Origin of the sequence: Streptomyces sp. NRRL F-5126, assembly GCF_000721265.1 — a bacterium.
Taxonomy (GTDB): domain Bacteria; phylum Actinomycetota; class Actinomycetes; order Streptomycetales; family Streptomycetaceae; genus Streptomyces.
Map to the genome: position 1 here is coordinate 228,402 of NZ_JOFZ01000006.1, position 24,644 is coordinate 253,045.

The 24,644-nt window shown below is 72.9% G+C and carries 25 protein-coding genes and 2 pseudogenes; 10 read left to right on the plus strand and 17 right to left on the minus strand.

Features of this window, described 5'->3' with window-relative positions; genetic code table 11:
• Positions 1-65: 65 nt before the first annotated feature.
• The 3 genes from IH48_RS33280 to IH48_RS37370 all read left to right on the plus strand — a co-directional run bounded on the left by IH48_RS33280 (position 66) and on the right by IH48_RS37370 (position 1,451).
• The gene (locus IH48_RS33280; protein WP_078849704.1) at positions 66-653 is read left to right on the plus strand and encodes a MarR family winged helix-turn-helix transcriptional regulator; all 588 of its coding nucleotides are present in this window, start codon (positions 66-68) and stop codon (positions 651-653) included.
• 31 nt (positions 654-684) lie between these two features.
• Positions 685-1,209 (plus strand): hypothetical protein, encoded by a 525-nt coding sequence (locus IH48_RS0113855; RefSeq protein WP_030903431.1) that lies wholly within the window; start codon positions 685-687, stop codon positions 1,207-1,209.
• 113 nt (positions 1,210-1,322) lie between these two features.
• Positions 1,323-1,451 (plus strand): hypothetical protein, encoded by a 129-nt coding sequence (locus tag IH48_RS37370; RefSeq protein WP_267885312.1) that lies wholly within the window; start codon positions 1,323-1,325, stop codon positions 1,449-1,451.
• 366 nt (positions 1,452-1,817) lie between these two features.
• On the opposite strand, the gene IH48_RS0113865 is transcribed toward IH48_RS37370, so the two are convergent.
• The gene (locus tag IH48_RS0113865; RefSeq protein WP_030903432.1) at positions 1,818-2,984 is read right to left on the minus strand and encodes a cystathionine gamma-synthase; all 1,167 of its coding nucleotides are present in this window, start codon (positions 2,982-2,984) and stop codon (positions 1,818-1,820) included.
• A gap of 65 nt (positions 2,985-3,049) precedes the next feature.
• Here IH48_RS0113865 and IH48_RS0113870 point away from each other — a divergent pair, with 65 nt between their 5' ends.
• Together IH48_RS0113870 and IH48_RS0113875 are read left to right on the plus strand one after the other, a co-directional pair.
• Complete coding sequence (locus tag IH48_RS0113870) at positions 3,050-4,159, plus strand: hypothetical protein (RefSeq protein ID WP_030903433.1); 1,110 nt, start codon at positions 3,050-3,052, stop codon at positions 4,157-4,159.
• A gap of 83 nt (positions 4,160-4,242) precedes the next feature.
• The gene (locus tag IH48_RS0113875; protein ID WP_037841897.1) at positions 4,243-5,319 is read left to right on the plus strand and encodes a hypothetical protein; all 1,077 of its coding nucleotides are present in this window, start codon (positions 4,243-4,245) and stop codon (positions 5,317-5,319) included.
• Positions 5,320-5,334: 15 nt separating this feature from the next.
• On the opposite strand, the gene IH48_RS34365 is transcribed toward IH48_RS0113875, so the two are convergent.
• The 4 genes from IH48_RS34365 to IH48_RS0113895 form a co-directional block, all read right to left on the minus strand.
• Positions 5,335-6,324 carry a GNAT family N-acetyltransferase gene (locus tag IH48_RS34365; RefSeq protein WP_051839740.1) on the minus strand — a complete coding sequence of 330 codons (990 nt, stop codon included), beginning with the start codon at positions 6,322-6,324 and terminating at the stop codon, positions 5,335-5,337.
• A 125-nt stretch (positions 6,325-6,449) separates the two neighbouring features.
• Positions 6,450-7,133, minus strand: coding sequence for an ABC transporter ATP-binding protein (locus IH48_RS0113885; RefSeq protein WP_030903436.1), 684 nt, complete (start codon positions 7,131-7,133; stop codon positions 6,450-6,452).
• Positions 7,134-7,804: 671 nt separating this feature from the next.
• Positions 7,805-9,322 (minus strand): ABC transporter permease, encoded by a 1,518-nt coding sequence (locus IH48_RS0113890; protein WP_030903437.1) that lies wholly within the window; start codon positions 9,320-9,322, stop codon positions 7,805-7,807.
• A gap of 126 nt (positions 9,323-9,448) precedes the next feature.
• Entirely contained in the window at positions 9,449-10,717 is a 1,269-nt protein-coding gene (locus IH48_RS0113895; protein WP_030903438.1) for a L,D-transpeptidase, read from the minus strand.
• Positions 10,718-11,044: 327 nt separating this feature from the next.
• Here IH48_RS0113895 and IH48_RS0113900 point away from each other — a divergent pair, with 327 nt between their 5' ends.
• The gene (locus IH48_RS0113900; RefSeq protein ID WP_030903439.1) at positions 11,045-11,404 is read left to right on the plus strand and encodes a hypothetical protein; all 360 of its coding nucleotides are present in this window, start codon (positions 11,045-11,047) and stop codon (positions 11,402-11,404) included.
• A 51-nt stretch (positions 11,405-11,455) separates the two neighbouring features.
• Here the strand turns inward: IH48_RS0113900 and hutH are convergent, their stop codons facing one another.
• On the minus strand, positions 11,456-13,015 hold the full coding sequence (gene hutH, locus IH48_RS0113905) for a histidine ammonia-lyase (protein WP_051839741.1): 1,560 nt from the start codon (positions 13,013-13,015) through the stop codon (positions 11,456-11,458).
• 278 nt (positions 13,016-13,293) lie between these two features.
• The gene (locus tag IH48_RS0113910) at positions 13,294-14,205 is read right to left on the minus strand and encodes a LysR family transcriptional regulator (protein WP_030903441.1); all 912 of its coding nucleotides are present in this window, start codon (positions 14,203-14,205) and stop codon (positions 13,294-13,296) included.
• A gap of 163 nt (positions 14,206-14,368) precedes the next feature.
• Between IH48_RS0113910 and IH48_RS0113915 the strand changes: the two genes are divergently transcribed.
• The 3 genes from IH48_RS0113915 (at position 14,369) to IH48_RS0113925 (ending at position 16,702) form a co-directional block, all read left to right on the plus strand.
• The gene (locus tag IH48_RS0113915) at positions 14,369-15,001 is read left to right on the plus strand and encodes an NADPH-dependent F420 reductase (protein ID WP_030903443.1); all 633 of its coding nucleotides are present in this window, start codon (positions 14,369-14,371) and stop codon (positions 14,999-15,001) included.
• A 28-nt stretch (positions 15,002-15,029) separates the two neighbouring features.
• Entirely contained in the window at positions 15,030-15,965 is a 936-nt protein-coding gene (locus IH48_RS0113920; RefSeq protein ID WP_030903445.1) for an SDR family oxidoreductase, read from the plus strand.
• A gap of 68 nt (positions 15,966-16,033) precedes the next feature.
• Complete coding sequence (locus IH48_RS0113925; protein WP_030903446.1) at positions 16,034-16,702, plus strand: NAD(P)-binding domain-containing protein; 669 nt, start codon at positions 16,034-16,036, stop codon at positions 16,700-16,702.
• 138 nt (positions 16,703-16,840) lie between these two features.
• On the opposite strand, the gene IH48_RS37010 is transcribed toward IH48_RS0113925, so the two are convergent.
• From IH48_RS37010 to IH48_RS35010, 5 genes are all read right to left on the minus strand, one after another.
• Positions 16,841-17,149 carry a phosphotransferase gene (locus IH48_RS37010; RefSeq protein ID WP_234434242.1) on the minus strand — a complete coding sequence of 103 codons (309 nt, stop codon included), beginning with the start codon at positions 17,147-17,149 and terminating at the stop codon, positions 16,841-16,843.
• A 453-nt stretch (positions 17,150-17,602) separates the two neighbouring features.
• Positions 17,603-17,728, minus strand: a complete 126-nt coding sequence (locus tag IH48_RS37375; protein ID WP_267885313.1) for a hypothetical protein — start codon at positions 17,726-17,728, stop codon at positions 17,603-17,605.
• A gap of 31 nt (positions 17,729-17,759) precedes the next feature.
• Positions 17,760-18,263: a hypothetical protein gene (locus IH48_RS0113940; RefSeq protein ID WP_234434243.1), complete on the minus strand. Its 504-nt coding sequence runs from the start codon at positions 18,261-18,263 to the stop codon at positions 17,760-17,762.
• 131 nt (positions 18,264-18,394) lie between these two features.
• The gene (locus IH48_RS0113945) at positions 18,395-18,574 is read right to left on the minus strand and encodes a hypothetical protein (protein ID WP_030903448.1); all 180 of its coding nucleotides are present in this window, start codon (positions 18,572-18,574) and stop codon (positions 18,395-18,397) included.
• Positions 18,571-18,786: a hypothetical protein gene (locus IH48_RS35010; protein ID WP_078849706.1), complete on the minus strand. Its 216-nt coding sequence runs from the start codon at positions 18,784-18,786 to the stop codon at positions 18,571-18,573. The genes IH48_RS0113945 and IH48_RS35010 overlap by 4 nt, the downstream gene beginning before the upstream one ends.
• Positions 18,787-18,946: 160 nt before the next feature.
• Here IH48_RS35010 and IH48_RS37015 point away from each other — a divergent pair.
• A pseudogene (locus tag IH48_RS37015) lies at positions 18,947-19,119 on the plus strand (IS630 family transposase); the annotation flags it as partial.
• Positions 19,120-19,125: 6 nt separating this feature from the next.
• On the opposite strand, the gene IH48_RS0113950 reads toward IH48_RS37015, so the two are convergent.
• The 5 genes and pseudogenes from IH48_RS0113950 to IH48_RS0113970 form a co-directional block, all read right to left on the minus strand.
• A complete protein-coding gene (locus IH48_RS0113950; RefSeq protein ID WP_030903449.1) occupies positions 19,126-19,596 on the minus strand; it encodes a GNAT family N-acetyltransferase in 471 nt (156 codons plus the stop codon).
• 94 nt (positions 19,597-19,690) lie between these two features.
• Positions 19,691-20,941 carry a helix-turn-helix domain-containing protein gene (locus IH48_RS0113955; protein ID WP_030903450.1) on the minus strand — a complete coding sequence of 417 codons (1,251 nt, stop codon included), beginning with the start codon at positions 20,939-20,941 and terminating at the stop codon, positions 19,691-19,693.
• Between the two features lie 133 nt (positions 20,942-21,074).
• A complete protein-coding gene (locus IH48_RS0113960; RefSeq protein WP_078849707.1) occupies positions 21,075-22,280 on the minus strand; it encodes a sensor domain-containing diguanylate cyclase in 1,206 nt (401 codons plus the stop codon).
• Positions 22,281-22,372: 92 nt separating this feature from the next.
• Complete coding sequence (locus IH48_RS0113965; RefSeq protein ID WP_030903455.1) at positions 22,373-23,203, minus strand: enoyl-CoA hydratase/isomerase family protein; 831 nt, start codon at positions 23,201-23,203, stop codon at positions 22,373-22,375.
• Positions 23,204-23,476: 273 nt separating this feature from the next.
• Positions 23,477-24,562: pseudogene (locus tag IH48_RS0113970) on the minus strand (adenylate/guanylate cyclase domain-containing protein); the annotation flags it as partial.
• Positions 24,563-24,644: the final 82 nt, after the last annotated feature.

The window sequence follows — 24,644 nt, forward strand, 5'->3', positions numbered from 1 at the left end:
GTGAACGCCTCGTTCCGCGTACCCTTGACCACCACCAACCCGACCCTCACGAGAGAGCCCCGGCCATGCCCCCTATTCAGGACATGACTTCAGCTGCGTCGGTCTCCCAGGACGCGGAGGGTACCCAGGGTCACAAGGATTCCAGGGAACCCCGGGAGACGGCATCTGATTTCCCGCACGGCGCCGGTCTCCTCGACGCCCTCCAGCACCAGGTCGCCATCTTCGCCCGGCGCGCCGAGCAGACCAGGCTCGGCGGGGTGGGCCAGGTGCGCAACACGATGGACCGGGCGGCGTACCTGCTGCTCAACCGGCTCGACCTGGAGGGCCCGATGGGCGTCAAGGCGCTCGCCGCGGGGATGGGCATCGACTCGTCCACCGTGACGCGCCAGGTCGCGCCGCTGGTGGAGAGCGGCCTGGTCAAGCGCGCGTCGCATCCGGAGGACGGGCGCGCCGTCGTCCTCGAACTGTCGGAGGGCGGGCACGCGCGGCTTGACGAGGTGCGGCACTCCAGGCGGTGCCTGATGGAGCGTGTGACGGACGGCTGGACGGAGGACGAGCGGGTGTCCTTCACGGCCCTGCTCACCCGGTTCAACCAGGCGCTGCCCGCAGCCAAGAACCCCGGGCCGCCGGAAGAGGCGCCGCCCGCCTCTTGACCGCCGGGCAGCGCCGGGCCTCATATGAAGCGTGCGGCAACGGCGGGCTGACGAGGAGCGCCGCCGCGCCCAGGAGTTCGAGTCCTTCGTCGCGGGCGCGGCGGGCAGGCTGCTGCACGTGGCCGTGCTGCTCACGGGCGAGCCGCCGGGGGATTCGCCGCGCGCGCTGCGCCTGTTGACGGCCGCGCTGGCCGCTACGTACGCGGACTGGCACCGGTTGCGCGGCGAGGATCCGTACGACAGGGCACGCCAGGAACTCGCGACGGGGTACGCGCGCTCGGCCGCCTGGCGGATGGGGCGTACGCGGGACGGCGTACTCGGCCCGCTCTCGCGCCAGGAGCGGCTGACGCTGGTGCTGCGCCTGTACGAGGGTGCCGACGAGGAGCGCACGGCGGCGCTGATGGGGCTGCCGGTGGAGCGCGTCAGGGCGCTGTGCGCGCGGGGCGTCGGGACGATGCGCGCACGGGAGCACGCGGGGCGCGCCGCACGCGCCGCGGCCACGGGGCGCCGGGGCCCGGCGGCGGGGCCGGCCTCGGGGCCGGCGGTCGCGCCGTGACCCCGAAGGAGGACCGCGTCCGGCGGATGATGGACACACCCCACCCGCCGGTGCCGCCCGACCTGGCCCGCCGGGCCTCGACGCGAGGCGCCCGTATCGATTACCGAAGACGAGTGACACGGCGTGTCGCGCTGTTGACGTTGCTCGCGGCCGTCACAGCGCTGCTGACGTGGCTGGCCGTCGCGGGCCCCTGGCCGCAGCAGGCTCCCTCGGTCATCGCGCCGCCGCCACGCCTGCTGTGACGGCGTGTGCGCGCCGTCCGCGTGCGGCACGCACCCGCGGGGGTCCGGGCCCCGGGCTCTCGACAGGCCGGCCGGACCCGCGCGCCGAGGCCCGCGGACCCCGGACCCGCAGGCGCCCGCGCGCCCCGGGCGCCGGGCATGTGGGGCCTGTCGGGCACGTGGGGTGAAACTCGCACACACCGCCCCCGGGTGGGGGTCCTCCGGGCCTGACCGGGGCGCCCGACACCCTGCGCCGGAGCGCGGGCGTCGCAAGCACGCTCGGCTTCCCGGCAGGGCCGGGTCGCCGGGCCCCGGGTGATCGACGTGGGCCGGGGGCACCCGTCCGCCCTGGTGCGGGCCCGGCAGGCGCCGAGCCCGCACCCGGCGTCAGTCGCGTGCCAGGGCCTGCTTCAGGTCCTCGAGCAGGTCGTCGCCCGACTCGATGCCCACCGAGAGGCGCACCAGGTCCGACGGGACTTCGAGGGGTGAGCCCGCCGCCGAGGCGTGGGTCATGCGGCCGGGGTGCTCGATGAGCGACTCGACGCCGCCGAGCGACTCGCCGAGCGTGAACAGCCGGGCGCGGTCGCAGACCGCCACGGCCGCCGCCTCGCCGTCGGCGACACGGAACGACACCATCCCGCCGAACGCCTTCATATGCTTGGCCGCGACCTCGTGTCCCGGGTGGTCGGGCAGGCCCGGGTAGAGCACGTGCGAGACGCGGGGGTGGTGCGTGAGCATGTCGGCGATCCTGGCGGCGTTCTCGCAGTGGCGGTCCATCCGCACGGCGAGCGTCTTCACGCCGCGCAGCACCAGCCAGGCGTCGAACGGTCCAGCGATGGCGCCCATCGCGTTCTGGTGGAAGGCCAGTTCGTCGCCGAGGCCGGCGTCGGCGACGATCAGCGCGCCGCCCACGACGTCCGAGTGCCCGCCCATGTACTTGGTCGTGGAGTGCACGACGACGTCGGCACCGAGCGCGAGCGGCTGCTGCAGGTAGGGGCTGGCGAACGTGTTGTCCACGACCAGCCTGACGCCGGCCGAGCGCGCGACGCCCGAGAGCGCCGCGATGTCGCTGATGCCGAGCAGCGGGTTGGAGGGCGTCTCGACCCAGATCGCCTTGGTGCGCGGGGTCAGCGCCGCACGCACCGCCTCGGCGTCCGAGCTGTTCGCGACGGACCACTCCACGCCCCACCGGGAGGCGACCTTCGCGAAGAGGCGGAACGTGCCGCCGTACGCGTCGTTCGGGATCACGACGTGGTCGCCGGGCGACAGCAGGGTGCGCAGCAGGCAGTCCTCGGCCGCCAGGCCGGACGCGAACGCGAGGGCGCGGGTGCCGCCCTCGATGGCCGCGAGGTTCTCCTCCAGCGCGCTGCGGGTCGGGTTGGCGCTGCGGCTGTACTCGTAGCCGCCGCGCAGCCCGCCCACGCCGTCCTGCTTGTAGGTGGACACCTGGTAGATCGGGGGGACGACCGCCCCTGTCGCCGGGTCGGCGGTGTTGCCCGCGTGGATGGCGCGGGTCTCGAAGTGGAACGTGTCGCCGGTGTGCTCGTGGGTCATGGGGCCCGAGCGTAGCCGGGATACGGGCGGCGCCGGTCGCGTGGCGTCTCCGCGACAATGGCCGTATGGACGTTCTCTGGTTCGTGTTCGCGTTCGTCCTCCTGGCCGCCCCCGTGGGCCTGCTCATGCGTCTGCGGCGGGTCGCTGCCTCGGAGGCCGTGCGCGGGTCGGTCGAGTCGGCGGATCCGGAAGCGTACGGGTTCGTGCCGCGCGAGGAGCTCGACGTGCGGTTGCCGGGCCCCGACGAGGACCTGCTGCACGTGATCGACGTCGTCCAGGGCACGCGGCGGTGGCAGCCCGCGGCGCGGCTGCTGGCCGGGACGCCGGAGCGCGGTGAGGCGCGCTGGCAGCGCGTCCAGGGGTTCGCGGGCGCGGCCTGCCTGGAGCTCACGGCGCGGCCGGGGCGCGGGGCGGGCGCCGACTGGCTGCGCGAATGGCGGGCGGATGCGCCGGACGACGCGGGTGCGGCGGAGGTCTTCGCGGAGTTCCTCGTGCAGCAGGCGTGGCGCACGGCCCGGCCGGGGACGGACGAGTTCCGGATCATCCTGGAGGAGGCGCGCACGGTGAGCGAGGAGGCGGCGATGCTCGCGCCGCGCGACCCGGTGCCGTACATGATCGAGCTGGCGGTGGCTCGCGGCCTCGGCTACGGGAGGGAGCGGTTCGAGCGGCTGTGGGCCGAGGTCGTGGACCGGGCGCCTGCGCACATGGGCGCGCACCTGGCGGCGCTGCGCTACTTCACCGCCCGGTGGCACGGCTCCCGCAAGGACGCGGTCGCCTTCGCGACGGCGGCAGCGGCCCGCGCGCCGCGTGGCTCGCTGCTCGCGGCGCTGCCGCTGTTCGCGGTGTACGAGCACCTGCCGCGGCCCGGTCTCGGGCGGAGCCGGTACCGGGGTGAGGCCGTGAGGCGCGCGGTGGCGGGGGCCGTGTTCGCGGTGCGCGAGGCGGCGGCGGACGACCCGGTGGTGCCGCACGTGCGGCACCTGCTGGTGCTCTTCCTCGTACGCATGTCGCGGTGGCGCGAGGCGATGGAGCAGCTGCTGCTCGTGGACGGGCACGTGGGTGCGGTGCCCTGGACGTACGCACGGGACCCGGCGGCCGCGTACGCCGCACACCGGGCGAGAGCGGTCGCCGGGTACGAGGCGAGCGGCGGCAGCCCGGCGACGCTGCGGGGGTGACGCCGCCGGCGTAGCGGCGTACGCGCCGCGGGAGCGCACACTGAAGGGAGCGACCGAAGCGCCCGCCGACCGATTGGAACCCCGTGTCACGCGTCATCCTGGTGATCCTCGTAGGGATCTGCATCTACTTCTGGTTCAGGTCGCGGCGCGGCGCGGACCGCATGATCAAGACGATGACCGGCCCCGAGGCCGCCTCGTCCCAGGACGCCGTGGTCCCCTCGGAGCGCTCGGCGGAGCTGGGTCTGCTGCCCGCGCAGAAGCAGGACAGCCGGTACGCGGCCGCCCCCGGGCCCGAGGCGGCGCGCGCGCTCGCCGCGGCCGAGGCGGGCGAGTGGGAGCCCGCGGCCGAGCTGCTCGCGACGGCGGCCGGGAGCAAGGACTGGGAGCGGCGCGCCCTGTGGACCGACCTGCTCGGCGCGGCGGCGGCCGGCAGCGCGGCGCCGGACGGCACGGCGCCGGCCGGCACGGCGCCGCTCGGCACGGCGCCGGCCTGGCTCGCCGCGTGGGAGAAGGCGCGTGAGGGCGACGCGGGCGCGGCGCTCGTCCGGGCCGCGGCGGAGGGCCCCGGTGCGGCGAGGACGGCCGCGCTGCGGCGCGCCAAGGAGGCCGACCCCGCGGACCCCACGCCGTACGTGGTGGAGATGGGCGGCGCGGTGGCGGCCGGGGTGGAGCACGCGGAGCTGAGCGGGATCTTCCGCGAGGCGATCACCCGCGCGCCGTACCTGTACGCGGCGCACGCGGCGGCGCTGCGGTACTGGCTGCCGAAGGGCAGGGGGTCGGCGCCGCTGGCGGAGGAGTTCGCCGCGGACGCGGCGGCCGGAGCGCCGCTCGGGTCGCTGATGACGGCGTTCCCGCTGATCGCGTGGTTCGAGGAGCACCTGGAGTCGACACGCGATCCGGAGGAGTACCGCACGGCGGAGCTGACCGGCCGGATCGACCGCGCCCTGATGGACGCCGCCGCGGCGCCCGCCGACCACCCGCGCCTGCCGGAACTGCGTCACCTGCTCGCGTACTTCCTCTACAAGCAGGACAGGTTCGACGCCGCGCTCGAGCAGTTCCGGCACATAGACGGGTATGTGAACGCGCTGCCGTGGAGCTACTACACGCGACAGGACCTGTACATGCGGGCGCGAGAGACGACGGTGCGCAACGCGGCCTGACCTCCGAGCCCGGGCTCAGACCTTCATCTCGAACAGGCCCGCGGGCCGTTCGCGCCGGTAGCCGAGCGACTCGTTGACGGCGAGCATCGCGCCGTTCCCGTCCGCGACCGACGTCACGATCTCGCGCACTTGCGGGTGCTCGTCGTGCAGCACGTCAAGCAGGTGGCGCTTGACCGCGCGACCCACGCCCCGGCCGCGGTGTCCCGGCAGGACGACCGTGTCGCCGGTGGCCGCGCGCGTGTCGTGGGGCGTGTGCAGCACGGCCTCGGTGTACGCGACGACGGCGCCGTCCGTCGACACGCTGGTGTCGAGAGCGGCAGTGGTCACCAGCAGCCCGCCACGTTCCCCCACCAGCCGGGCGGCCGCGCGCACCCGCGGCTCGTCCCAGTGCGGCGGCCGAGCCGCCAGGTCGCCGCTCGGCGCGTCCACGAGCGCGTTGTGCGCCTCGGCGAGGCTGCCGGCCAGCGCGCCGGGCGCGACGCCCGTCCAGTGCGCGAAGCGCAGCCCGTCCGGCAGCGGCAGGCGGCGCGTGCTCGCACGCGCCTGCTCCACCCGCTGGACGTACCGGGTGAGCGGCAGCATCTTCACGAACCCCAGGCTGTCCACGAACGCCTCGCCCGCTCCGCCGAGTTCGAGGCGTGTGGAGACCGACGTGCGGCCCTCGGCGGCGAGCCGCTCGCGTATCGCGCCCCACAGCAGCGCGCCGACGCCCCTGCGCCTCGCCCCGGGGTCCACCACGAGTTTGTGAAGATAGGCCGCATGCTGGTTGGGCGGCTCCGTCCACAGCAGGAGCGAGGCCACGCCCTCGTACCTGCCGTCCTCCGCCACCGCCGCCAGGTGCACCTCGCGGCCGTTGAACGGCGGCACGCGCAGCTTCCCCGCCGTCTCGGAGCGGTTCGGCTCCGGGACGGCGGCCGGCAGGTCCCGCACGTGCGCGGCGCTGACGACCGCGTGCCAAGCGTCGATCTCGGCGTCCGATGGCGGCTGTGCCAGTGTGATCAGCATGTGGAGAACCTACGCGTACGAGGGTGGCGACGCCCCTGACTTACGGAGACGTCCTGACGACGGCCAGGACACGGGCCGGCGGTGACAGTCGGTGGAACCGAGCGGTGCTGGTCAGGCGGTGCTGGTCAGGCCGGAGCGTTCGAGGTGACCGTGACCCGTCCCTTGCGGATCGTGGCCAGCCTCGGTGCGCGGCGGGCGATGGTGCTGTCGTGAGTGACCATGATGAAGGTCAGGCCGCGCTCTTTCCAGAGTCCCTCCAAGAGTTCCATGATCTCGTCGCGCATCGACTCGTCGAGATTTCCGGTCGGTTCGTCCGCGAGGAGCACCTTCGGCTCCTTCACGAGGGCGCGGGCGATGGCCACGCGCTGCTGCTGCCCGCCTGACAGCTCGCTCGGCACGTGCCCGAGCCGCTCGCCGAGCCCCACCGACTCCAGCGCCTGCGCCGCCCGTTCCCGGCGCGCCGCGCCCTTGACGCCGAGCGGGACGAGCGCGGTCTCGACGTTCTCCTGGGCGGTGAGCGTGGGGATGAGGTTGAAGCTCTGGAACACGAAGCCGATGGTCTCGGCCCTGACGCGGGTCAGCCGCGCCTCGGACAGCTTGCCGAGGTCGGTGCCGTCCAGCTCGACGGTGCCTTCCGTGGGGCGGTCGAGGGCGCCGAGCATCTGCAGGAGCGTCGACTTCCCGCCGCCGGTGGGGCCCTGGATGACGAGTCTGTCGCCGTCGGCGATGGACAGGTCGACGCCGGCGAGCGCCTGAACGGTCTGCTTGCCGCGCTGGTAGCGCTTGGTGACTGCGGTGAGCTGGTACATGAGGTGACTCCTGCGGGACGAGTGGGGTGAGGCGAAGACGGGAGTGCCGGCCCCGGTACGGGCTCCGCGGGTACGCGGAACCCGCACCGGCACGTGCGTGGGAGCGGCCACCGGGTGCGGCGCGCCGGCTCCCTGACGGGGGTCCGGCTCCCGAGCCGGGCGGCCGGCTCCCGGCCGGGGGATGCGCCAGATCCCTAGGCGGGGTCCGGCTCCCGAGGCCGGGTGCGCCGGATCCCCTGGCGGGGGTCCGACTCCCGGGCCGGGCATGCACCGGCTCCCGACGGGGTCCGACTCCGAAGCCGGGGTCCGACTCCCGGCCCGGGAATACGCCGGCTCCCGAGGCGGGGTCCAGCTCCCCGGCCAGGTGCCCCGGATCCCTGGCGGGGGTCCGACTCCCGGGGCGGGCATGCGCCGGATCCCGAGGCGGGGGGCTGCGCCGGATCCTGACAGGGTCCAGCTCCCGAGGCGAGGGTCCAGCTCCCCGGCCGGGGTGCGCCGAATCCCGAGGCGGGGCCAGCTTCCCAGCCGGGTGTGCCAGATCCCTGACCGGGTCCGACTCCCGAAGCCGGATGCGCCGGATCCCTGGCGGGGGTCCGACTCCCGGGGCGGGATGCGCCAGGTCCCTGGCGGGGCCCGGATCTCGGGGCGGGATGCGCCGGATCATGGGGCGGCTACTCGATGCGGCGCAGCGCGTCCGCCGGGCGCAGACGGGACGCGCGCCAGCCGCCGAAGCCGCCGGCGATGAGGCCGCCGGCCACCGCGAGACCGACCGCGACGGCGATCACGCTCAGCGAGACGGGCGCGGTGAGGGTCACCTGCACGGCCTTCGCGGCCAGTCGGCGTCCCGGGCCGCCCGCGCCCCCGCCGCCGAAGCCGCCACCGCCGAAGCCCCTGCCGCCCCCGGCCCCGGCCCCGGAGCCGCCCGCGAGCTGCGCGGTCAGCGTCGGGCTGATCGCCGAGACCACGTACGCGCCGACCAGACCGAGCACGATGCCGAGGACGCCGCCCATCAACCCGTTGACCAGGGCCTCGCCCATGACCTGCCGGGTCACCCTGCCGCTCTTCCAGCCGAGCGCCTTGAGCGTGCCGAATTCGCGTACCCGGCGGCGCACGGCCGACGAGGTGAGCAGGCCCGCGACGAGGAACGCGGCCACGAGCACCGCGATCGACAGCCACCTGCCGACGTCCGAGGCGAGCCCGGACGCCGTGGACAGCGAGCCGGAGACGGTGGAGGCGAGGTCGGCCGAGGTGGTGACCGTCGTGCCGGGCACGTTCTTGCGGATGGCGGACTTGACCGCGTTGATCTGCTGGGAGTCGGACGCCTTCACGTACACGGTGGTGACCTTCGCCTTGGTGCCGGCGAGCGTCTGCGCCTTCTTCAGCGGTATGTACACGTCGGCGGCGGAGTCACCGCTGTCAGCCGTGGCGATGCCGATGATCGTGAACTTGGTGCCGTGGATGGTGAGTGTCTTGCCGACGGCGAGGCTCTTCTGCTTGGCGTAGGAGCTGTCCACGAGGGCCACGTCGGCGTTGGTCTCCGACGTCTTGAACGTCCGGCCCTTCGTGAGCTTGGAGCTCGTCAGCGGGCCGAGCGTCGCGTCGGTGACGTCCGTGCCGTAGACGGTGTAGGAGTCGACGTCGAACGACGCGCCGCCGCCCTGCACCTGCCCGCCGCCCGCGGCCCCGCCGGAGCCGCCTGACCCGCCGCTGCCGCCGCTGCCGCCGCGCCCCGGCATGCCGCCGCCGCTCTGGCCCGGAGCGACCTGGCCGCGCTTGAACTGCCCGTTGACCTTGAGGACGTTGAGGCTGAGCCCGCCGACCGCGGAGGCGACACCGTGCTGGCCCTTGACCTTGGTGACGGTCGAGTCGGCCAGGGTCTGGAACCCCTGGACCATCACGCGGTCGGTGGACTGGGTGCTGTCGTCATCCTTGTCCTGCCCCTTGAAGCTGAACCTGGGGCGCCCGGAGGAGCCCGAGCCCGAACTCGGCGGCGAGGCGGCCTTGGTGACGGTCATGTCGGTGCCGAGACCGTAGAGGGACTGCAGGACCTTGTCCTGAGCCTTGTTCATGCCCGAGGTGACCGAACTGACCACGATCACGAGCGCGATGCCGAGGGCGAGTCCTGACGCGATGACGAGTGCCGCTCTTCTGCGGCGACGCAATTCGCGCCGGAGGTAGGTGACGAACATGCCGTGAAGTTATGGGCATGTCGTGACAGGTCCTTGAGGCGACGATGAGAGCCCCGTGAGAACGCGGCGGCACAGCGCGGCGGCCCGCACCCCTGCCGAGGGGTGCGGGCCGCCGTGGCGCGCGGCTCAGACGGCCGAGCCGGCCTGCCAGTCGCTCCAGCTCATGTTCCAGCCGTTGAGGCCGTTGTCGGGCTGGACCGTCTTGTCGTGGGAGTTCTTCACGATGACCACGTCACCGAGCAGGGAGTGGTCGAAGAGCCAGTGGGCGGGCGTGCTCGGGTCGCCCGCGCCCTTCACGTCCCGCAGGCCCACGCAGCCGTGGCTGGTGTTGGCGCTGCCGAACACCGAGGGCGCGCCCCAGTAGTTGCCGTGGATGAACGTGCCCGAGCTGGTCAGGCGCATGGCGTCCGGCACGTCCTTGATGTCGTACTCGCCCTTGCCGTCGGAGTCCGTGAAGCCGACCGTCGCGCCGTTCATGCGGGTCTTCTTGTACTTCTCCGAGATGACCATCTGGCCGTTGTACGTGGTGTGCTCGGGCGAGCCCGCGGAGATGGGGATCGTCCTGATGGCCTTGCCGTCCTTGCGCACGACCATCGTCTTCGTCTTCGCGTCGACGGTGCTGACCTGGCTGCGGCCGACGGTGAAGGACACCGTCTTCTGCTGGACGCCGTAGACGCCGTTCGCGCCCTGGACGCCGTCGAGCGACAGCTTCATGGTGACCTTGCTGCCGGCCTTCCAGTAGTTCTCCGGCCGGAAGTCGAGGCGCTTGGAATTGAACCAGTGGCCGACGACCTGCTGGCCGCTCGACGAGGAGACCTGGATGTTCTTCTGGACGTCCTTCTTGTCCGTGATCGCCTTGTCGAAGTTGATCGAGACGGGCATGCCGACGCCGACGGTCGAGCCGTCCTCGGGAGTGAAGTTGCCGATGAAGCTGTTGCCCGGCGAGACGGTGGTGAAGGTGGCGTTCTCGTTGGCGCCGCGGCCCTTGGCGTCCTTGGCCGTGGCGGCGATCTTGTACGTGGTGGAGCGCTCCAACTGGCCGTCCGGGCTCCAGCTCTTGCCGTCGGCGGCGAGGGTGCCCTTGACGGCCTTCCCGTCGGCGGTGGAGAGGCTCACCTGCGTGAGCGTGCCGCCGGAGACGGTGACCTTGGCGGCGTTGTTGATGCTCGCGTTGTCCGAGCCGTTGCCCGGCGTGATGGATATCTTCGCGTCGGACGTGTCCTGCGCGGCGGCCTTGTCCGCGGCCGCCTGGCCCGACTTCGTCGGCGCGGCGGACGCGCTGCCTCCGTCGTGGCCGCCGCTGCACGCCGACAGCGCCAGCACGCCACCGAGCACCGCGGACGCGGCGGCGATGCTCGTCCGCCGCTTCCTTTCCGTCATCACACGCTTCTCCATCGTCGCCGGATAATGTGCCGATGGCTCCGGGGAGCCCACAGCGGCTGAAACGCCCTCGGCGGGCCGTTCGGTACCCGTGGGTGGGCGGTGTGGCCGAGGCCACTGCGGCTCGCCGCGCCGCTCTGGCGCGGAGCCGGGCCTTCCAGGGTGACACGGTTTCCGGGAACCTCGTGACACCTCGTCCCGTTCGGGACTTCCGTCCCTGACGGCGTGTGTTCGCGTGCGCACACCGAGTAGACGAACTGGAACGCGGCTTTCCCCGGGCGGCCGCTTTCACTAGCATCGGCGCACCCCGCCAATTCGACGTCGTCACAAGGGATCGATCTCGTGTCCGTCGCTTTCCGCTCCGCCGCGTTCCGTCCGCTCGTCACCGCGGGTGCCGCCGGGATCATGCTGTGCGGGCTGTTCTTCATCCCGTCCGCCCACGGCGAGGGACCGCACGGCGTGGCCCCGCGCGGCCACGCGCGCACGGTGGACTCGGTGGACGCGGCGAACTCGACGGGTTCGGCCGACTCCGCGGACAGGAGCGCGGCCTTCTCCGGGCAGAGCCCGCGGGCGTCGCGCCAACTCGCCTTCGGCGGGGTGAGTGGGAGCGCTGCCACGCCGTACGTGGCGGGCGGCGCGGGCGCGCTGTGCGCGGGTGCGGCGTTCGTCACACGTGCGGTGCACCGCAGGGACGAGGCCTGAAGGCCCGGGCCGTTGTGCCCGGGCCCCCTCCTGTCGGGCCGGTCAGCCCTGTCAGGCCAGCGGCCCGGTGACGGCCTGGACGGCGGCCGTCAGCCTTCCGGACCGTACGAACGCGTCGGCGGCCGCCAGGTCGGGCGCGAGGTAGCGGTCGGGCCCCGCGCCCGCCACGCCCGCCTTCCGCAGCGCGTCGAGCGCGGCACGCGACGCGGGCGCCGCTTCGAGGCCCGAGCCCTCCGCCGTGCGCAGTTCGAGCGCGCGGGTCGCCGCGTACAGCTCGACGGCGACGATCCGCGTCAGGTTGTCCACGGCGGTGCGCAGCTTGCGCGCGGCCGACCAGCCCATGGAGACGTGGTCCTCCTGCATCGCCGACGACGGGATCGAGTCGACGGACGCGGGGACGGCGAGCCGCTTCATCTCGCTGACGAGGGCCGCCTGCGTGTACTGCGCGATCATCAGCCCCGAGTCGACGCCGGGGTCGTCGGCGAGGAACGCGGGCAGGCCGTGCGAGCGGTTCTTGTCGAGCAGCCGGTCGGTGCGGCGCTCGCAGATCGACCCGAGGTCGGCGGCGGCGATGGCGAGGAAGTCGAGGACGTACGCGACGGGCGCGCCGTGGAAGTTGCCGTTCGACTCGACCCTGCCGTCCGGCAGGACGACCGGGTTGTCGACGGCGGAGGCGAGCTCGCGCTCCGCGACCGTGCGGGCGTGCGCGAGGGTGTCCCGGCCCGCGCCAGCGACCTGCGGGGCGCACCGCACCGAGTAGGCGTCCTGCACGCGCGGCGCCTCGTCCTCCTGGAAGTGGCCGGTGAGGCCGGAGCCCGCGAGGACGCGCAGCATGTTGTCGGCGCTCGCGCCCTGGCCGGGGTGCGGGCGGATGGCGTGCAGCTCGGGGGCGAGCACCCGGTGCGAGCCGAGCAGCGCCTCCAGGGTGAGGGCGGCGGTGATGTCGGCCGAGGTGTAGAGGCGGTCGAGGTCCGCGAGCGCGAGGAGGAGCATGCCGAGCATGCCGTCGGTGCCGTTGAGGAGGGCGAGCCCCTCCTTCTCGCGCAGTTCGACGGGCGTGATGCCGTGGGCGGCGAGCAGCTCGCCGGCCGGCCGGACCGTCCCGTCCGGGCCCTCGGCGTCGCCCTCGCCCATGAGCGCGAGCGCGCAGTGCGAGAGCGGCGCGAGGTCGCCTGAGCAGCCGAGGGAGCCGTACTCGTGGACGACGGGCGTGATGCCCGCGTTGAGCACGTCGGCCATGGCCTGCGCGACCTCGGGCCGCACGCCGGTACGGCCGGAGGCGAGCGTCTTCAGGCGCAGGAACATCAGGGCGCGCACGACGTCACGCTCGACGCGGGGTCCCATGCCGGCGGCGTGGCTGCGCACGATGTTGCGCTGGAGCTGGGCACGCAGGTCCTGCCCGATGTGGCGGGTGGCGAGCGCGCCGAAGCCGGTGGAGACGCCGTAGACGGGCTCGGGCTTTGCGGCGAGCGCGTCCACGACGGCGCGGGCGGCGGCGAGGGCGTCGAGCGCCCCGGCATCGAGCTCGACACGCGCGCCCTGCCGGGCGACGGCGATGACGTCCTCGGCGGTGGCGCCCGAGGTTCCCAGCACGACGGTATGCATATCCATATTCAGCAGCGTACGGACTGAATCGGAAACTGTCACCGTACGCGGCGCGCGTCCTGCCGCGGGGCGCGGCGGCGACGGGGCAGGCGCCTCAGCGCGGGCCGGGCCCGCCACCCCGGCCCGCTCCGGTGGACCGCACCGCACCTGCGGGGGCGGGTCTCACGACACCGGCCCTGCCCGGCGGCACGGGCCAGGCCCAGCGTCAGGCGAAGGCCCACATCGTCGGCAGGCAAAGGCCCGCAGCCGCAGGCCGACCCCGCCATGGCGAGGCCCCGTGTTGCTCAGGCATCCCGTGCGGCGAGTTCGCCTCCGCGCTGCCACATCTCGTAGTTCCCGCACTCCGCCGTGATCCCGGCCGTCGACCGGGCCGCGGCGACGAAGTCGTCGGCCAGTGGCGAGGTGTGCGACGCCGCCACCGCGAGGCACACCTGATCGGGCGCCAGATCCGGGATGGGCACGTAGACGACGTCCGGGTGCGAGAAGAACACGGACGCCGAACGGGGCAGGAAGGAGATGCCCCGTCCGGCCGCGACATGCTCGAGCGTCTCGTCCACCCCGCGCACCGGGTATCCGGCGTTTCGCAGCGGGCGCCTGGTGGGCTGCGTGCCCGGGTCGCCGTGCCAGAGCAGCGGTTCGCCGGCCAGGTCGGCCTCGGCTACCTCCTCCTTGCCCGCAAGCCGGTGCCCGGCGGGCAGTACCGCGACCCGCGGCTCGGTGTACAGCGGGGTGACGCGCAGGCCGGCCTCGTCGATGGGCAGCCGCACGTAGCCGACGTCGAGGCGGCCGTCGAGCAGCATCTGGGCCTGCTCGTCCCCTTCGACCCGCTGCACGTCCACGACGACGTCCTGGTGCCGGTCCTCGAACGCACGGACCGCCGGGATGACCGCGACGCCGGCGCGGAAACCGACCATCAGCCGCCGCTTGCCACCGGCGGCCGCGGCCACCCGGCGGCGGACCGCCCGGGTCGAGGCGAGCAGCGGACCCGCGTCGGCCAGCAGTTGCCGGCCCGCGTCCGTCAGCTCCACGCCGTGGCGGTCCCTGGTGAACAGCGAGGCGCCGAGATCCTGCTCGAGCGCGCGGATCTGCCGGCTGAGCGCCGGCTGCGCGATGTGCAGCTCGTCGGCGGCGCGACCGAAGTGCAACCGGTCGGCCACGGCGACGAAGTAACGCAGTTTGCGCAGATCCAGGTCCAGGTCCATGGCACCTCCCGAGCCCGGTGATGCCTTCAGGCTATCACCAGCGCCAAAAGAGGTCTTGGACACCAACTCACGCCAATGGAAGCCTGAACAGGTACTTCACGGGCCGAAGAAACCGTGAACCATTATCTCTGTCCAGCCCCGGAAAGCAGGCACAACAATGAGCAGCATCAGCATTGTCGGACTGGGAAACATGGCCCGCGCATTGGCAGGCCGGGCACTCGCCGGCGGAAACACCGTCGAGATCATCGGCCGCGACCGGGCCAAGGCCGAGGAATCGGCCGCCACGCTCGCAGGCGCCACCGCCGGGACGATCGGCGCCACCCCGGCCGGGGACCTCGTCGTCCTCGCCGCGCCGTACCCAGGCGCGATGGCGGTGGTGAGGGAGTACGGGGACGCACTGCGCGGCAGGATCATCGTCGACATCACCAACCCTGTCGCCGCTGACCTGCGGGGCTTCGTCGTCCCGGACGACAGTTCCGGCGCACAGGAGATCGCCGGAGCCGCTCCCGACGACGCACATGTCGTCAAGGCGTTCAACACGATGTTCTCCCACGTTCTGGCGGCAGGACCGACCGAGGATCGCCCTCTGGACGTGTTCCTCGCAGGCGACGACGCGCAGGCGAAGACACGCGTGTCGGAGTTCGTCGAGAGCCTGGGGCTGCGCCCCTGGGACACCGGGGAATTGTTCATGGCGCGGGCTCTGGAGAATGTCGGTCTGCTGGAACTGGGCCTCATGAATCACTCCGTCAAGCACACCGATTTCTCTCTCGGCATCACCCTTCTCCGCTGAGCACACCCACCCCCATAAGGACAGTCACATGCGCGTATTCGTTGCCGGGGGGACCGGCCATTTCGGTTCGTACATCATCCCCGAGCTCATCGCCGGCGGGCACGAGGTCACCGCCCTTGCCCGGTCGGGCGCTTCCGCGGCGGCCCTGTCCGCGCTCGGCGTGAAGGTGCGTCCCGGCGACCTTCAGGACCTCGACGGACTCAAGGAGGCGGCCTCGGACTCCGACGGCGTCATCCACGTCGCCCACAGGCAGGATCTGCTGGCCTCGGGCGGGATGGACGCCGTGGCCGCGGCGGAACTCCCGATCATGCTCGCGTACGGCGAGGCACTCGCGGGCACCGGAAAGCCGCTGGTCACCGCGGGAAGCATAGGCTCGCCCGGGAGCCTGGGGCGCCCTGCCACCGAGGAGGACCCGGCCCTGCCCGCCGGCGAGGAGCACAGGGGCACGCTGCGGGTACGCAACATCGTGGAAAGGGCCGTTGTCGACCTCGCCGGGCAGGGGGTTCGGTCCTCGGTCGTGCGGATCGCCAACATCGCACACGGCATGACCGACCGTGCCGGCTTCCTCCCCACGCTGATCGGGCTCGCCAAGGAGAAGGGGTTCGCCGGCTATCACGGCGACGGTGCGAACCTGTGGAACGCCGTGCACATCCGCGATGCCGCCGCCTTGTTCCGCCTGGCGCTGGAGAAGGGCCCGGCCGGCAGATACTGGCACGCTGTCGAGGACGGGGGCATCGCGTTCCGCGACATCGCCGAGGCCATCGCGGGCCGGCTGGGCCTGCCCGCCGTGAGCGTTCCCGACGACGCCCTGATGACGCCGGGGTACTTCGGGTTCCTCACGAATATCGTCACGCAGAGCTACCCGGCGTCCAACCTCATCACCCGCAGGGCCCTCGGCTGGGAACCCGGACGGCCCGGCCTGCTCGCCGATCTGGACAACGGCCACTATTTTCCGGCCGGCTGACTGCCGGAATCCGCATCGCAATACCCCGGCAACCGGCAACTCCGGTTCTTCTGAGAGACGTTGAGATTATGACAACTGTGGGATTCGTCGGAAGCGGAAGCATCGGCATGACCCTCGCGCGACTCGCTGCCGGGGCCGGGCACCATGTGGTGCTCAGCAACTCGCGCGGTCCCGAAACGCTCGTGGAGCCGGTCCGGGAGCTGGGACCGCTCGCGTCCGCGGCGACGAGCGAAGAGGCCGCGGCGGCCGGTGACATCGTCGTGGTCACGGTGCCGGTCAGCGCCTTCCCGCACGTGCCCGCCGCGCCACTGGCCGGAAAGACGGTCATCGACACCTGCAACTACGGCCCCGAGCGTGACGGGCGCATCCCCGAGCTCGACGGCACGTCGCTCACCTCGAGCGAGCTGCTCCTGCGGTACGTCCCGGACGCGCTGCTCGTCAAGGCGTTCAACAACATCTTCTTCAAGCACCTGCTCTCACTCGCCCGCCCGGCAGGGGCGTCCGACCGCTCCTGCCTGCCGATCGCCGGGGACTGGGCACCGGCGAAGGCGGCGGTGACCGAATTCGTCGAATCCATCGGCTACGGCGTGGTGGACGCGGGAACGCTGGCCGACAGCTGGCGGCAGGCGACGGGCACGCCGGTGTGGGGAGCACCGTACGGCCCGTACTCGAACGAGAAGGGCCGCCCGGCCGGCGAGGACGCCATCCGCACCGCGCTGGCCGCCGCGACGCGGTAACCGCCGGCTCTCGCGGATCGCGACGTGGCCCGGCCGTGTCGTGCCACCGCCCTGAGTGCGCGGGCGCCCGCGCACTCAGCCGCACTCCAGGGGGCGTCGCAACACTCTGAGTGCTGCGACGCCCCCATTCCGTGTTCTTCATTCGGCAAGCAATGCCTGAGCGCGCAGGAAGTCATGCATGGACCGGGTACGGCGTCCAAGTAGAGGGATGAGCTCACGACGTTCCCCTTCGTCGAGGCCATAGGCGTTGACGAAGACCCTCAGCCGGTCTGCAGCATCATGGCGTTGCCATGCGGTATCCGCAGAAAGCGGGATGAACCCGTGAACGGCGTAGGCGATGTCCCACAAGCGGGCACCGGGCCCTGCGCAGTCCCAGTCGATGAAGGCCCACTGCGTGTCGTCTGCGATGACCAGGTTCCATGGGGCCAGGTCGTGATGGGCGATCATGTCACTGCCGTCAGCCGGGATCAGCCTCTGCCAACGCAGCGTCGGACGGCGGCCTGAAGCTCTTGACTGCCTCGTGGAACTCCCGGACCAGTTGAGCTACATGAGCCAGTCGGGGGCTGGGTCCAGCTGCGAGAACCGATCCGGCCACACCACGTGTCCCGGCATGAAGGTCAGGACCTCCCGGCCTTGATCGTCGACGCCCAGCGGACGAGGGGCCACCCTGAATCCCACCTCGTGCAGGTGAGTGAGCAGGGCATGGACTGCCGGCGTCCACGGTCCGGCAGGACGGCGCACAGTGTCTCCGTCGCGCACGCTTCGGGTACGCAGGGCGGTGGGCCGCTCCGGACGCGGGGCGGGCCACACCAGGTAGGGAGGGCGTCCCTCGTGGCATGCCAGGGCGTGCCCCGCTCCCTCCAAAACTGGATCGTGGCCCCGGCCCGGGTGGCCCCTGGGTCAGTCTCCGTCGGGCGCGGGGATGACAAACCCTCGCGCGGGGATGTCAGCCGCGCGCCGCTCGTCGTTGGCCTGATTCAGCGCCTCCACCAGCTCGCGGTACCGCGGGTTGGTCCACTCCTGCATCCCACCGCTCCTTCCGTCCGGTCCCGGAACTCTACTTACCCGCTTTCGGCTTCGGCTTCGGGATCAGGACGATCGGCTTGCAGTTCGGGCCCGCCGGCGTGTGCCATGTGAGTGCGCCCACGGTGATGCTGCTGCGGTCCGGGCCGCGCCACAGTTCCATGTCGATCGGGTATCCGGCGGACGCCATGACGACGAGGGTACGGGTGGTGAGGTCCGGGTCGTACTCGGATCCGTCGGGCCGCTCGGGCATGCGGTGCACGAACCGGCCGAGGCGGTCGCAGAGCTCGGCGTACAGGCGGGTGTGGAGGATGAGGGCGTGCCATCCCTCGTCGACGACGGGCGAGGGCGCGATGGATGCGTCCGGGTGCGCGGCCGCGGTGGCGACGAACGCGAGCGCCTGGTGGACGATGCGGTCGGCGATGTCCTCGGCCATGCCCGGGTTGGCGTCCAGGACGGTCATGCGGACGCCGGCGAACTGCTGGTCCGTGAGCAGCCGACGGGGGTCGTGCACGGTCATAGGTGCGCTGGTGGTCAAGGTGGTGCCGCCTTCGGATCCGACGGGTGGGGCTGCCCTGGGTGTCGACTGCCGGGTAGGCACTCGGGGCAGAGTGGTGGGCTTCGGTGTGCGGGTGTGACGAGTACGAGTGCTCCCGCCGGAGGGAGCGCTCAGGTTGCGCGCGACGCCTGCTCGTCGACGTCGGCGGCAGGCCGGGGCATGAGCGGGGGCGGCGGGCGCACCACGTCGTGCGCACGCTTCCGGATGAGTTCGACCCCGTGCTCCTCGCAGTAGGCGCCGTACTCGTCCTCGATGGGGAAGTCGTGACCGCCCTTGAAGCACTGCGTCATGACGCGCACCTCTCGGCGCAGGCCGGGCAGGCTCGCGGGAACACGCGCACCCCGTCGGAGTCACGGCGCTCGCCGAGGTCGACGGCGGTGCCGGTCGCCAGTGGACCGCCGCAGTACGTACATGCGCCGCCGCGGCGCTGCTCGTCGGTGAGCCCGTCCGTGTTTGGATTCGGGTGCAGCGCCTCGGCTGGGGGCCCCGTCGTCTCGGTCATGTTGTGACCGTAAGTGCGATCGGCGTTACTGAGGGGCAGGAATCCTGTCCCCCAGCCGGCTGGTGCTCTGACCGCACAGGTTCGCCGGGTTGGCGGTCATGACGGTTGGACCGGGTGCCGGTGATCGCCCAGCGGGTGCAGGCCGACGAGGGCACCGTGCGCGAACTACCCCAACCACTGGGTTCAGACGCGGGCCCTGCACGCCTACCTGCGGCGGCGCGACGCCAACGCCCGCCATCGCGATGTCCTGGCCGCCGAGGGCCGTGAACGCGCCCGCATCCGCGCGGGAAGGGCATCCGCTGGGGTGGACGACAACTCGCCCAGGCGGCGTGAGCATCCTCAGGGCTCTTGCTCCCCGGGGGACCATACATACCGGATGTCCGGCTCGTGCTCCTCGTTGCGGTGCCCATCGGTGGACTCGGCAGCGATGAAGCCGTGCCGCTCATAGAAGCGACGTGCCGACTCGTTGACCTGGAATGTCCACAGTGCCAACCCGGCGGGACGACGCTGCTTCGCCAGGTGCACGAGGCGGCCGCCGATGCCCTGGCCCTGCCAGGCCGGATCGAGATAGAGCTGCTCCAGGTATTCGGCGTCCAGCACCATTATCCCGACCACCGGGCCATGGACCGTCGCCACCCACGTCTCCTGGCCCGGCACGACCACTTCTCGGAACCAGGACCGCACTTGGTCGTCCGTGTGCGCCCGGCGCACGCTCGGAAGCGCCGCCGCGAAGGAACGCAGCCAGACATCGGCCACGGCAGCAGCGTCGGAGGCGACAGCGCGTCGGAGGACAGGTCCGTTGATCTCCACAGCGACGCATGCTCGCAGACGCACGACGCGGCCGCATCCGACTTCTACGTCCTCGAACCAGGACGGAACCCGGTGAACCTGTGCGGTCAGAGCACTAGGCGGACAGGATGCCCAGCTTTACCGCGAGCCCTGCGGCGGCCTGGCGCCGGGCCGGGCTACGGGCCTCCGTCTCTTCCAGCACGATGCGTCGGGCGTAGCCGTTGTACTTGATCGTCTCAGGTGCGGCCGCGTGCGCCCGCTCCAACGTCGCCAACGCCGTCTGGGCTTGGCCGTCCAGCTGGTAGGCCCGCGCCTCCTCGATGCGGTGACGGGCCAGCCGCGGCCGCGACGGGATGGCCAGCGCGTCGGAGGCTGCCACCTGCCGGACGCTCTCCCCGCCGGCGCCGAGCTCCACGGCGACGGTGACGGCGTGGGCGCCCATGATGGCCCGCGAGAACGAGGTGACCGGGTCGTAGTAGCCCGGGGCGAGCCGCTTGGCGGCACGTTGTGCCCGGTCCCACAGGCCCCACGCTTCCCCGCTCGTGCCGCGCCGCGCGGCTGTGTACCCGGCCTCGAACTGAAGGGCACCCGCGATGGCTTGCACGCCGTCACCGCCGTCCGGCAGATGAGGGGCCAGGTAGCGCAAGGCCTCCCGGGTGACGGCGTCGGCCGCATCGAAATGGGCGGGACCGCTGTCTCGGTGCGCCTGCGCGGCCAGCCAGGCGGCGAGGCCGATCGCACGCGGGTCCTCGCTCTCCTGCGCGGCGACCATGCCGCGCTCGGCGACGCGCCAGAGCAACGCGCTGTCGGGCTGGTAGGCGAGGAAGAACTGCGAGAGCGAGTACACCTCGGAGAGGATCGCCTGCGCTGCTCGCCGGTCGGCGGGCGCGTCTGCCTGGCGCACAGCGAGCTGCGCGTCACGGACGAGGTCGGGCAGCAGGCCACCGATGACCTCACGGTGGTTCGGGGCCCGGTGGCGTGCGACCCACGCGCGATCGAGACGTGCCCGCAGGTGCTCGGGCGGCGGCGCCTTGCGATCGCCGACGACGGGGAAGGCGTTGATCGCGTCGCGCACCGCAGGCAGCCGCGAGTGCCCGGGACCGATGAACAGGTCCACCGGGGCAGCCTGGTCACCTGTCAGGTCCGAGAGGTCACGGACCCGGAGGACCTCGGCGATCCGGAGGATCGTGGCCAGCTTCGGCGTCTGGATCTGGCCGCCCTCCACCTGCTTGACCCAGGACTGCGACCGTCCGAGCAGACCCGCCAGAACGGGGCGGGTCAAGCCACGCTTCTGCCGGAGGATCTGCATGCGCTGGCCGAATACGAGAGGGTCGGCGTAGGGGTCCGGGGTAGCGTCTGACGGCACTGCCTTGCCCCCTCTCTGAACAGCTCGACGCTGTCAGGGTAGGGGCAAGGCCTTTCGCATGTGAGGGCTCTGGCAAGACATGACGAAAGCGCCCCCTGCCCACGGCATGCAGCCGGGACAGGGGCGGGGTGGGTCACGGTCGGGCCGGGCCCTCCTCCGGGGCGTCCGGGGGCCCCGGCTTCGCCGGGGGGAGCGGGGGGCGGGTGTCGCGGAAGTGGCGGCGGGCGCCCTCGGCCGCCGCCGGGACGTCGGGTGCCGCGTCCGCGAGGCGGATCGTCACGTCGTCGCGGCCCGCGACGACCGGGCCGCACGCGTGCTCGGCCTTGGCCCGGTACTGCGCGGCGTCGGCGAGGCGGAACAGCCGGCGCGCCGAGCCGACCCGGCCGATCGGGTCGGCCGTCGACGCGACCCCGCAGGCCACTCCGTCGCCGAGGTCGAGCCGGCCGGCGCGCCGGCACAGCTCGTCCGCGACCACGATCACCTCGTCCGCGCCGGGGCCCGTGGTCAGCAGGCAGAACTCGTCCCCGCCGAGGCGTGCGGCGAGCGCGCCGGGCAGCTTGGCGCCGCATACGGAGAGCACCGTGCCGAAACGTTCGAGCAGCCGGTCGCCCACCGCGTGGCCGTGGGTGTCGTTCACCCTCTTCAGCCCGTTGAGGTCGCACACCACGAGGCTCACCACCGTGCCGTCCGCGCGGTGGTGCGCGATCGCCTCGTCCAGGTGCGCGTCGACGGCGCGCCGGTTGGCCAGGCCCGTCAGCGGGTCGGTGAAGGCGAGGCGCCGCACCTCTTCGAGGCGCTCGGTCTGCGCTATGCCCGACGCGACGACGGAGGCGATGACCGTCGCGAAGTCGGCGTCGTCCGCGTCGTACAGCGGCGCGCCGACCGGCCGCGCCACGTACAGCTCTCCCCAGGCGTGGCCGTGCAGGATGATCGGCGCGACCACGCAGCAGCCGCGCCCGCGGCGGCGCAGCGCCGCCACGCGCTGGTGGCAGTAGCCGGGGTCGCCGGCAGCGGGCCCCTGGGCGGTCTCGACCCACGCGTTGGGGCCACCGCCGCCCGCCCACTTCTCGTGCAGGAACTCCGCGATCTCCGGGAACTGGTGCACCGGGTACGCCTCGTCCTCGGGGAACTCCTCCTCGCCGAAGGCACGCTCGCCCGCGTTCACCAGGACCCTGAGCCTGCCGAGGTCGCGCTCCCAGACCGACAGCGCGGCGAAGCTGCCGCCGAGCGCGTCGCGTGCGCCCCTGGCGGCGGCGCGCCAGGACTGGCGGGGCGAGTGCGCCGCCGCCATGCCCTGCGCGAGCGCGACCATCGCCCGCATTCGCACATCTACTCCCATAACCCCACCTTAGGGTGGTTTGGGTACTTCGATCACCCGGAGCGATGCGCGACTACGGAACGTTCACCCTGGCCAGGCGGCCGGCGCGACGGTCACTCCCCCGGCCAGCGGGGCGCACGCTTCTCGTTGAACGCCGCCACGCCCTCGGCCCGGTCGGCCGAGAAGGCCACGGAGCGCCACGCGCCGTCCTCGACGTCGAGGCCCGTCCGCAGGTCGAGGCCGTGCCCGAGCCGCAGGGCGCGCTTGGCGGCCCGCAGGCCGATCGGGGAGTGCGCCGCGATGCGCGCGGCCAGCGCGAGCGCCTCGTCGCGGTCGCCGCCGTCGGCGGCCAGTGCGTCGACGAGGCCGAGGTCGCGCGCCTCCGGCGCCTCGACCCTGCGCGCGGTGAAGACGAGCTCCGCGGCGCGCGCGGCGCCTACGCGGCGCGGCAGCAGCTGCGTGCCGCCGCCGCCCGGGATGACGCCGACGGACACCTCGGGCAGGCCCACGACGGCCGTCGGGTCCGCGACGATCAGGTCGCACGACAGCGCGAGCTCGAAGCCGCCGCCGAGCGCGTAGCCGTGCACGGCGGCGATGGTCGGCATCGGCAGTTCCAGCACACCGGTGTACGCGGCGCGCGCCACGGGCCGCTGCCGCATCAGGTCGAGGTCGGTGAAGCCGCCCCGCTCCTTGAGGTCCGCGCCCACGCAGAAGGCGCGGGGGTGGCTGGAGGCGACCACGACGGCCCTGACCGATCCGTCGGCGGCCAGCGCGTCGCAGGCGGCGGCGATGGAGGCCGCCATGCCCGTCGAGACGGCGTTCATGGCCTTGGGCCGGTCGAGCAGCAGCTCGGCGACGTGCCCGCCGTCTCCGTGGCGCCGCACGGCGACGAACTCCCCGTAGCGCCGCTCCTGCTCCGCTCGCGCGGTGTCCTCGCTGCTCATGGGCCCTCCCACGTCGACGTGTCGCCTGTGACCTGCGCCGGGGCCGGGGTGCCGGCATCCGGTGGCCGGTTAACGGTGGTTCACCGGCCACCCGAGAGCTTACGGGGTGACACGCCGCAGCGGGCGGGCTCCCGATGCCACGCGGGCCTCCCCCAGCCTCCGACCAGGCCCCCGGATCCGCGTCGGCTCCCTCCTCCGTCTCGGATACGAAGCCGCGGGACGCCGCTCGTGGCACCGGCACCGCCAGGTCTGGTACTCCAGGCCGTCAGGCCGTCAGTTCGTGCGCCGCGCCAGCAGCCAGGGCTCCACGACGCCGAGCCCGCGCACCGGGCGCTGCCACATCGGCTGGAGGCCGAAGCGGTACGCGGGCGGCTCGGCGCCCTCCTTCTCCGCCTTCGCCGCCTCCTCGGCCGCCAGCGCCTCCGACTCGGGCGCCTCGCCCGCGCGTACGAGCTCCTCCGCGAACGCGCCGTCCACCAGCACGGTGTCCCTCGGCGCTATCGACGTGAGGCGGCTCGCGAGGTTGACCGTCGTGCCGAAGACGTCGCCCATGCGCGTGGTGACCGTGCCGAAGGCCATGCCGACGCGCAGCGCGGGCATCGACTCGTCGTTCGTCATGGTCTCGATGAGCCGGAGCGCGATCTCCGCGGCGATGCCCGCGTCGTCCGCCGCGAACAGCACCTCGTCGCCGAGCGTCTTGATCAGGCGGCCGCCGTGGGCGGCGACCAGGTCGGCCGAGGTCGTCTCGAACGCCTCGACCAGCTCGCCCAGTTCCTCCTCCTCAAGGCGCCGGGTCAGGCGCGTGAAGCCGACGAGGTCGGCGAAGCCGACGCACAGGCGCCGGTCGACCATCTCCTCGTCGTCGGCCGCCTGCACGACGCGCCCGGTCGCGGCGGCGAGCTGGCGCCGCCACACGTACACCAGGAACTCCTCCAGCTCCGGCAGCAACAGCTCGACCAGCGGGTACGTGACCTCGGTGCGGGTCATGCCCGGCTCGGGCGGCTCCGTCAGCCCTTCGAGGAACGAGTCGATCTGCCACTCGGCGAGGCGGGCCGTCGTCTGCCCGGTCGACCGCGCGACCTGCACCGCCATCGGCTCGCTGAGCAGCCCCGCCTCCACGAGGCCCGCCAGGCGCCGCAGCGCCAGCACGTCGGCCTCGGTGAGCGCCTTGGCCTGGCCGATGTCGGCGAACCCCATGGCGCGCCAGAAGCGGGAGGCGAGGTCCATGGAGACGCCCGCCGTGCGGGCCGCCTGGAAGGGCGTGTACTGGCGCTCGGCGCCGAGGATGAGCTGCTCGATGCGGATGGCGAGGGGGTTGTCGGTGGGCTCCGCCGTGTGCTCGACGAGGTGGTGCGTGGTGTGCTGGTCGCCGCCGCCGTCTTCGGCGGACGCCCCGTCGGCGCCGTGCCGGTCCGCGCCGGACCCGTCCGTGCCAGGCTCG